Here is a 6,897-nt window from a genome sequence, read left to right on the forward strand (position 1 = left end):
AGGATGCTTTGTGAGGTACTGAAAATACTCACACTTGATGGAGTTACTCCGTTAGGTGATTTGGCAGATATGGTACAAGGACTGCGAACCGGAAATAACACTGAACGTTTGAGCGAAAAAAAGGAGACAGATCAGCATCGAAAGGCGCTACATGGTGAAAACATCTCTCGATATCACTATAGCTGGGGGGGAACTTACGTCCTCTACGACCGAGATCTGCTAAGTCGCGATCAGGCGGCCCGACAGAGAGAGAAAAAATATTGGGAAGCAGACAGGAAGATATTGGTCCAAGAGATCAGAAATGTACACCTTCCACAAAGAATTGTCGCCGCTGTTGATACGGAGAAATATATTGGCCTCAACACAACTAACGCGATTATCGAGCGCGATGATGTTGACCTGAATCTGTACTATACTCTCGCAGTAATTTCATCAACGCTTATAAATTCCTTCTTTAAATGCTGCTTCGTTGATAATCATATTGCCACGCAATATCTCGAATCAATCCCTCTATTTCAAGAGAATGAGTTCCGCTCAGCTACAGCAGTAGAGACATATCGAGATGGATTAGAAGCAATTCAGATAGAACCCGAACATGCGGCATCTGGTGATGGATGTGAGACGAGTAGCGAACACATTCGTTTAGCACTCGCGAATCTCGCTCAGAAAATCGCAGACCACAAGCAGTCTCTTTCGCAACTTAATACAGATCTCACTGACTACCTCACACTACGATCTGAGGTAGAAACAAGGCCCATTGCGGATATCGGGCTCATACAGCCAGTTAGCAGTCCTCCAAATAACCAGTTAAAAATGGACAGTGAAGATCAAAACAGCCTCCGTGTCGGGACCGCTCGCGTGGAGCGCGAGTCCCCAAACACGGTCCTCATAGAGGCCACCGCTCGCTACAAGCCCGACGACGAGGACGCACACGAGACGGACCGGTGGGGCTACACGGAGACAGAGTACCTGCCAGCGTTCCGGATCACGGACCTCACGGAGCGGGAGGCGGACCTGATCGAACACTTCGTGCCGGTCGCCGTCGACGAGGCGGGCGGCTTCGCGAACTTCCGCGAGACGGCGACGAAGACGAACTCGCTGATAGACCGGTTGAAGGCGATCGAACTGCCCGACGTCGACGACGTGGCTGACGACTTGGAGAACTACCTACAGACGAAAGAACGCGCAGAGGAGCTCAACGAGAAGATCGAGCAGACGGACGCACTGATCGACGAAATCGTCTACGAGCTGTACGGACTCACCGACGAGGAGATCGAGATCGTTGAGGAGGCAGTAGGGGAGTGAGCGAAAACCAGTCTCTGGCCTCCCTAACCGAGGACGACGAGATCGCGGGGAAGGTCAGGAGACAGTTAGAGGTGTTCCCACAGAAGTTCCGAGAGCTCGGAGAGGCTGGGCAGCTTAGTGAACTCTTTCGTAGTCCGAAGAAGTTCTCAGGAGCACGCGTTGAACAGGCACCAGAGGTCTTCACAGAGCAGTATCTCATTGGACCGGTCCTCCATGGACTTGGATACCTGAGTTCCTCCTCAGCGGAATACGACGGAATTGGGCCGCACTTCATCCGCCAGCCAATAACGTATCGAAAAGTCGAGCCGAAACAGCCCGACTATCTACTGAAAAACATCGACCCGGCTATCGTGTGTATCGTTGAGGCGAAGGCAGTAAACCGAGAGCAAATGACTGGTGCGAAAACACACGCAAGTGAGGATATTCGAGAGTATCTTGAAGAGGATGCCTTCTGTAAGTACCTTCGCGATACCAAGCAGCGGTACCTAGTAGGAATCGGAACTGACGGATTCCGATGGACACTGTGGATGAAAGACATCCATACGGGCGAAGCGATGAGTCACAACCCCAAGATCGACATATCCCCTGTCATCAGAAAGGTCGCGAGCCGTAGAGATGTAATTGAGGGGGACTTCTCGTCGGGGGCCTCAGACGAGCGTGAACTCTTAGCTGAGGAGTTTGTGCCCGCCTTCGCTGCGACCAACCTACCGGAATACGTCAAATCGGCGTTCGGGGAGAACTGACCAAGACAAGATTAGCTTCGCGAACTTCCGTGAGGCGGTAACAAAAACAAACTCGCGGGTTGACCGGCTGAAGGCGATCGAGTTGCCCGACGTCGATGACGTGGCCGGCGACCCAGAGAACTACCTCTAGAGGGTCGAGCGTGCCGAGGAGTTTGACAAGAAGATCACAAAGATAGACGGCCTGATCGACGAGATCGATACGGGTTGTACGGAATCACTGACGAGGAGATCGAGAAAATCGAAGAAGCAACTATCGAGTAGCATCTGTGGTCGTGATTATTGCGCTAATTACGCCCACCCGATATCATAGCAGACCCGCAACGGGCGTGTGAGAGGTTATTGTTTGAACGCTTTCGCCACAAGCAGTGGGAAGACAAGTGTAGCCTCTGCTTCCACTTGTGTGTAGTTCGTCTGGTTTTCTTTGATCTTCCCCCAAGAAACAGCCTCGTTCGGCGGTGCACCCGATAATGACCCATCACCCTCCATCCCCGTTGAAATGTACACCACGTAATCCGCTCCCCCTCGAAAGAGGTTCGTCATGATTGCATGGTGTTTCGGTACTCCACCACCCACCGCGATGAGCCCCGTCGAGTCCGCCAGCAGCCCATCTTCAATTAGCGAGTCATAGTCGTCCAAAATCTCAATACCCACTTCTGAATCATACCCTTGACGGTAATAGTAGAGGAAGTTCCCGACCTCGGAGTCCGTCAATGCTGGACAGTACACCGGTACGTCGTTGTCCGCAGCCTGCTTTAGAACCGAATCCTCATCCTCAAGAGTTTCACCTAACTCGCGTGCGAACGACGTCGGTGTTCTCACTTTCTCCTCTGCGAAAAAGTCCTCAAAGAAATCATACAGATACTCTTCCAACCACACATACCGGTCAGAAGGAACGAAGAGATTCCCGAGCCGATTGATCCCACGCTCACGGAGCGATGCCTCGTCTGCGTCCCATTTTCCCATCTTGAATGGCTTTGCCGTCTTGATCACGTCCTCGGTCAGCGATCCAGACGTCGTAATAACTACGTCCACATACCCCTCTCGAACGAGATACGCGACGGTCTCGCGCAGCCCCGACGAGATGATGTTTGACGTGAACGTGAGGTAGACAGTGGCGTCCGCCTCCTGCATACGTTCGGCGATGTCGATTGCCTCTGCGAGCTGCGTCGCCTGGAACCCCGTTGTCCCATAGGCGTCGAGCATCTCGTCAAAATCAAATTCTCCACGAAAGTCGTAGCCACGAACATCCGGCGTGTCAGGTTCCTCATCACTCCCAGGAACGACGTCGCTGTGAGAGTCATCTTTGTCCATACTACTGGATAATCTGACGCCGGTTTGAAGAACTCGGAATCGGTCTCCAAGCCGTTGATGAAACCCTCAACAATTGAGAGTTGGTGACTAAGAGCCGTCAGAAGCCCTTGAGAACAGAGTCACTCTTCCTCGTACGCGAGGTTCATCAGCCATTGGGAGAAGGCGTCTGCCTGCGGATCGACCTCTTCCTCACCGATGAATGGCGAGAGCATGTCACCCGCCATCAGCAGTGAAAAGTCAAGATCAGATGCTGTTGGTTCGAGATAGTAGGTCCGTTGACCTTCGTACACCGTTTCCTCACGCTGGATCACCTCGGCACTCTCAAGCGCTTCGACTATTCGGCTTCCTTTTCGCGAAGAGACATCCAGCTCTTTCCAAAAGTCGCTCTGGTGAATCCCACCCGTCTCGCGGATCAGTTCAAGACCCGCATGTTCGTCTTCCGAGAGATCGGCTTCACCCTGTGACGCACTCATATTCCAACAGCTAACGTGTCTCCATTATAATCGGTCTTTCTGTCGCTAACACTCGTTATGAGATTGGCCGAGATTATTGTGCCAATCTCCCACTCGGTGGCACGACAAACCCGCAACGGGCGTTTTTCGGGTTCGTTCAATCGATATTGTAAATCAATGCCTTATGTAGAAATCCGGTGAATAGGGGACGGTAAATGTTACATAAGGCAGCAGGCATCGCTGACAAGTGAATCCTGAGCCCACGTCACGGTCGACATCGACCGTGGCCTGTCTGTCCATCTCGTCACGTTGCCAGTTGTAGGGCGGTACGGCTTACTCAGGGCTAAAAATCACTAAGAAGGCGTTTCACTCTATGAGGCTTCCGAAGACAGATTTATAACGATCGAATATGTACTTTTTGATAGGTGGTATGTATGGCCACACCAAGCTATGCGGGGGCAGAGTCGCACCACCACCCAGATAGCGACATTGAGACGGGTGAAACCGCAGTCTGGCCACTCGTTGAGTGCCTCGGTGGGAGCGTGGGGGCTGGAATTATTTTTCTCCTCTCCCTCCCAGTGTTAGCCGATCTCATGAGTCCGCTTGGAGCCCTGTCTCCAACTGGGCTCCTCGTCGTGTTTCTGTTCGCGTGGCTGTTCTTGTGGCTACTCATCGCTGTGACTCGCGAGCGAGTCACCGACTGAGTAGTCACAGAACAGTGTATACACTATCTTCAGTCGAACACGTCGGTGAAGTCCTGAAGAATATCTTGTGACGACTTTCCATCAGCACGAGATGGAATTGGATCCTCCCAGCATTCGACCTCGAGTGTTTGTGCATCCGATATCTGATGCGGATCAGTCGTCACGTTGAGAATTGCCGTGTGATAGATAGCAAGGAGTCGGTGATCATGGACACTCACGTGATCGATGCCAGCTCGATTCAGGACTGCTGGAATATCCGTGGGACTAGAGAGAGATGCCGAGACGGTTGGAGAATCCGGGTCACCCATACCAACGATTCTCACATCAGACACATAAACTACCTGTGCTGGAGAGCCTCGAGGGACTCGCGTCGACCGTTGAGAAACACCCACGTTCGGGCCGACGTCGACCGTAACGTGTCTCGCCCCGTCACGTCGCCAGACGGACTCATCGGTCGGCATTCGAGCGCGTGTGATACGACTGTCCAGACTTGAATTCGGTCAGTTCCTCAATCCTCGATTCGAGCTCTTCGACTTCGTCGCGAAGCTGGTCGGCGTCGTCAGCATCGCTCGCCGCAAGTTGGTCTTTCAGCCCTTGGAGCCGTGTCTCCTTGCGGTCTTCGTCCACCTCGGCTTTCCGAACGTACTCGGTTTCTTCAATTTCGTAAACGTCGCTTTCAGCAACATCAGTCACTTCGAGGGCGTCGTCAACCTTCCCGCGATCAACGCTCACCACCCGATCACGGTCGATCCCCGCTGATTCGAGCGTGTCCAGCACCTCGTCGTCATCTTTGAGCGAGCGGTTCGTCCGAGTTGTCCGCTGGACCGAGCCGTACGATCCCGAGACCGGTCGGTCGTGATGGAGTCGGTCTAAGAGCGTGTCCGCGATCTCCTTGCGGAGGTCGTTGGCGTTCCGTTGAACGTCCGAGAGCAAGGTATACAGGTCGATGAGTGTCCCTGTCTCGACCCCTTCAAGCGCTGTAACCTCGTGACGTTCCAGCGCGTCGACGAGCAACAGCGCATCCGCGTAGACATCGAGATCAGGTTCTGTCCGTTCGTCGGGAGCAGGCTCAGAGGGCGGGTCCTCGTCCAATAACAATGAGGTGGTTGGCGCTTCGGTCTCGATTATCACACCTCGGTCGTCGTTCACCTCGAATCGTGGATGGAGACTCAATACCGTCGGGTATGGATCCGCATCGGGTGGGAGTCGATCAAGGTCGAACCCATCGGTAGAGTCGGTAACACGCCGATATAGTGTCTCGAACTGGTCTTTTTGAAGCGGTCGCGACTCACCGCTATCCGTGAATCTGATGATGACACGGTGTTCCTGGACGCCAGTTATCTGAAACCGGTCGTTCGAGAGTGGTGTCCGGAGCGTAGCTCCTTCTGAGAGGTCATCTAACCGCTCAAGGAGATTGTGCCAGCTGACCCGAAACGACATATTCGTAGTGAGAGAGCGCGATGATAAATGTCTGAGGTTGTTGACAGAGATTATCGATGGATTCGTCATTGGGTGGTTATAGTCACTTTTTGGTTGTGGTGACGGAGGTGAAATATAACAGGAAGATACGACTGGGTCCACGGATTCAAGATATTTTACCACTAGACGCACCCCTCTGTCGACTTGTTCAACAAAACCACCTGTATATAGAGGGTCACCTCTATCGATTTGTTTCGCGAGGAGTTACCCATAGGAGATCGGTATTGAATTAGTGGAGAGAAGTTCTTTCCACGCCCTAGTGGGAGGTTTCCATTGCTGATCAAAATTGAGCATAGGACCACTCCTACACGTAGTCGGGGGATTCACCACGACCGTGTCCCTAGGACCACACACCCACCCCTATCGATTTGTTCTAACGAGAAAGAGTGGTGAGGTGGGTCAATCACGGGGGAGCCAAGGTGGATATGGTTAATCAGAATAATATCCTTCGGCTAAATCCATCTTTATAAATTCGATTCTGTTATAATTGGTGTGTAGAAAGGGGGTTGAACAAATCGATAGGAGTGGGTGTAGAGTAGTTAGTCGAAGAAATAAAAGGAGCAACAAGACATCACTCACCACAGTGTACAAGAACTCCGATCCTGGTCTTCGTCGCTTGGTTTCTTGACTTCTTATTTAATATCCTATTAGGAGGAGAATATAGCGACGAAGAGTCAGTCGATCACATCGGGTTTGAGTGAAAGTGTCTGCTTGGGAAGGGTGTGGAAGCTACCGAAGCAGACAGCGAGATAGAAGAAGAGCACCTCCTTAATTTTGTCGTCAACAGCCTCAACGAAGAGCTTGCGATAGATCTCGACGAGAACGTCAAGGTCACGACAGAGACGTTGTACGAGGTCCTCGCCGGCGCCAGCGCCGGCGGGAGCGAGCAAAGCTGGGTATAAA

General features: G+C 52.4%; 7 protein-coding genes and 1 pseudogene. 4 read left to right on the forward strand and 4 right to left on the reverse strand.

Features of this window, described 5'->3' with window-relative positions; translation table 11 throughout:
- Positions 1 to 69: 69 nt before the first annotated feature.
- Both ACP96_RS19995 and ACP96_RS19160 read left to right on the forward strand, forming a co-directional pair.
- Positions 70 to 1,305, forward strand: coding sequence for a TaqI-like C-terminal specificity domain-containing protein (locus ACP96_RS19995; protein WP_082222482.1), 1,236 nt, complete (start codon positions 70 to 72; stop codon positions 1,303 to 1,305).
- Positions 1,302 to 2,048, forward strand: coding sequence for a hypothetical protein (locus ACP96_RS19160; protein ID WP_202593923.1), 747 nt, complete (start codon positions 1,302 to 1,304; stop codon positions 2,046 to 2,048). Before ACP96_RS19995 ends, ACP96_RS19160 begins: the two co-directional genes overlap by 4 nt.
- Before the next feature lie 336 nt (positions 2,049 to 2,384).
- Here the strand turns inward: ACP96_RS19160 and ACP96_RS07280 are convergent, their stop codons facing one another.
- Positions 2,385 to 3,359 carry a deoxyhypusine synthase gene (locus ACP96_RS07280; protein WP_007997362.1) on the reverse strand — a complete coding sequence of 325 codons (975 nt, stop codon included), beginning with the start codon at positions 3,357 to 3,359 and terminating at the stop codon, positions 2,385 to 2,387.
- A gap of 119 nt (positions 3,360 to 3,478) precedes the next feature.
- Positions 3,479 to 3,832 (reverse strand): helix-turn-helix transcriptional regulator, encoded by a 354-nt coding sequence (locus ACP96_RS07285; protein WP_050032829.1) that lies wholly within the window; start codon positions 3,830 to 3,832, stop codon positions 3,479 to 3,481.
- Positions 3,833 to 4,245: 413 nt separating this feature from the next.
- On the opposite strand from ACP96_RS07285, the gene ACP96_RS07290 reads away from it, so the two are divergent.
- Positions 4,246 to 4,515 (forward strand): hypothetical protein, encoded by a 270-nt coding sequence (locus tag ACP96_RS07290; protein ID WP_050032830.1) that lies wholly within the window; start codon positions 4,246 to 4,248, stop codon positions 4,513 to 4,515.
- 29 nt (positions 4,516 to 4,544) lie between these two features.
- Here ACP96_RS07290 and ACP96_RS18540 read toward each other — a convergent pair whose 3' ends face one another.
- Positions 4,545 to 4,823 carry a hypothetical protein gene (locus tag ACP96_RS18540; protein WP_154020418.1) on the reverse strand — a complete coding sequence of 93 codons (279 nt, stop codon included), beginning with the start codon at positions 4,821 to 4,823 and terminating at the stop codon, positions 4,545 to 4,547.
- 139 nt (positions 4,824 to 4,962) lie between these two features.
- Positions 4,963 to 5,955 (reverse strand): hypothetical protein, encoded by a 993-nt coding sequence (locus ACP96_RS07295; RefSeq protein WP_050032831.1) that lies wholly within the window; start codon positions 5,953 to 5,955, stop codon positions 4,963 to 4,965.
- A gap of 761 nt (positions 5,956 to 6,716) precedes the next feature.
- On the opposite strand from ACP96_RS07295, the pseudogene ACP96_RS07300 reads away from it, so the two are divergent.
- Positions 6,717 to 6,878, forward strand: a pseudogene (locus ACP96_RS07300) (ISH3 family transposase); the annotation flags it as partial.
- Between the last annotated feature and the right edge of the window lie 19 nt (positions 6,879 to 6,897).

It is taken from the genome of Halorubrum halophilum (assembly GCF_000739595.1).
In the GTDB taxonomy this organism is placed as follows: domain Archaea; phylum Halobacteriota; class Halobacteria; order Halobacteriales; family Haloferacaceae; genus Halorubrum; species Halorubrum halophilum.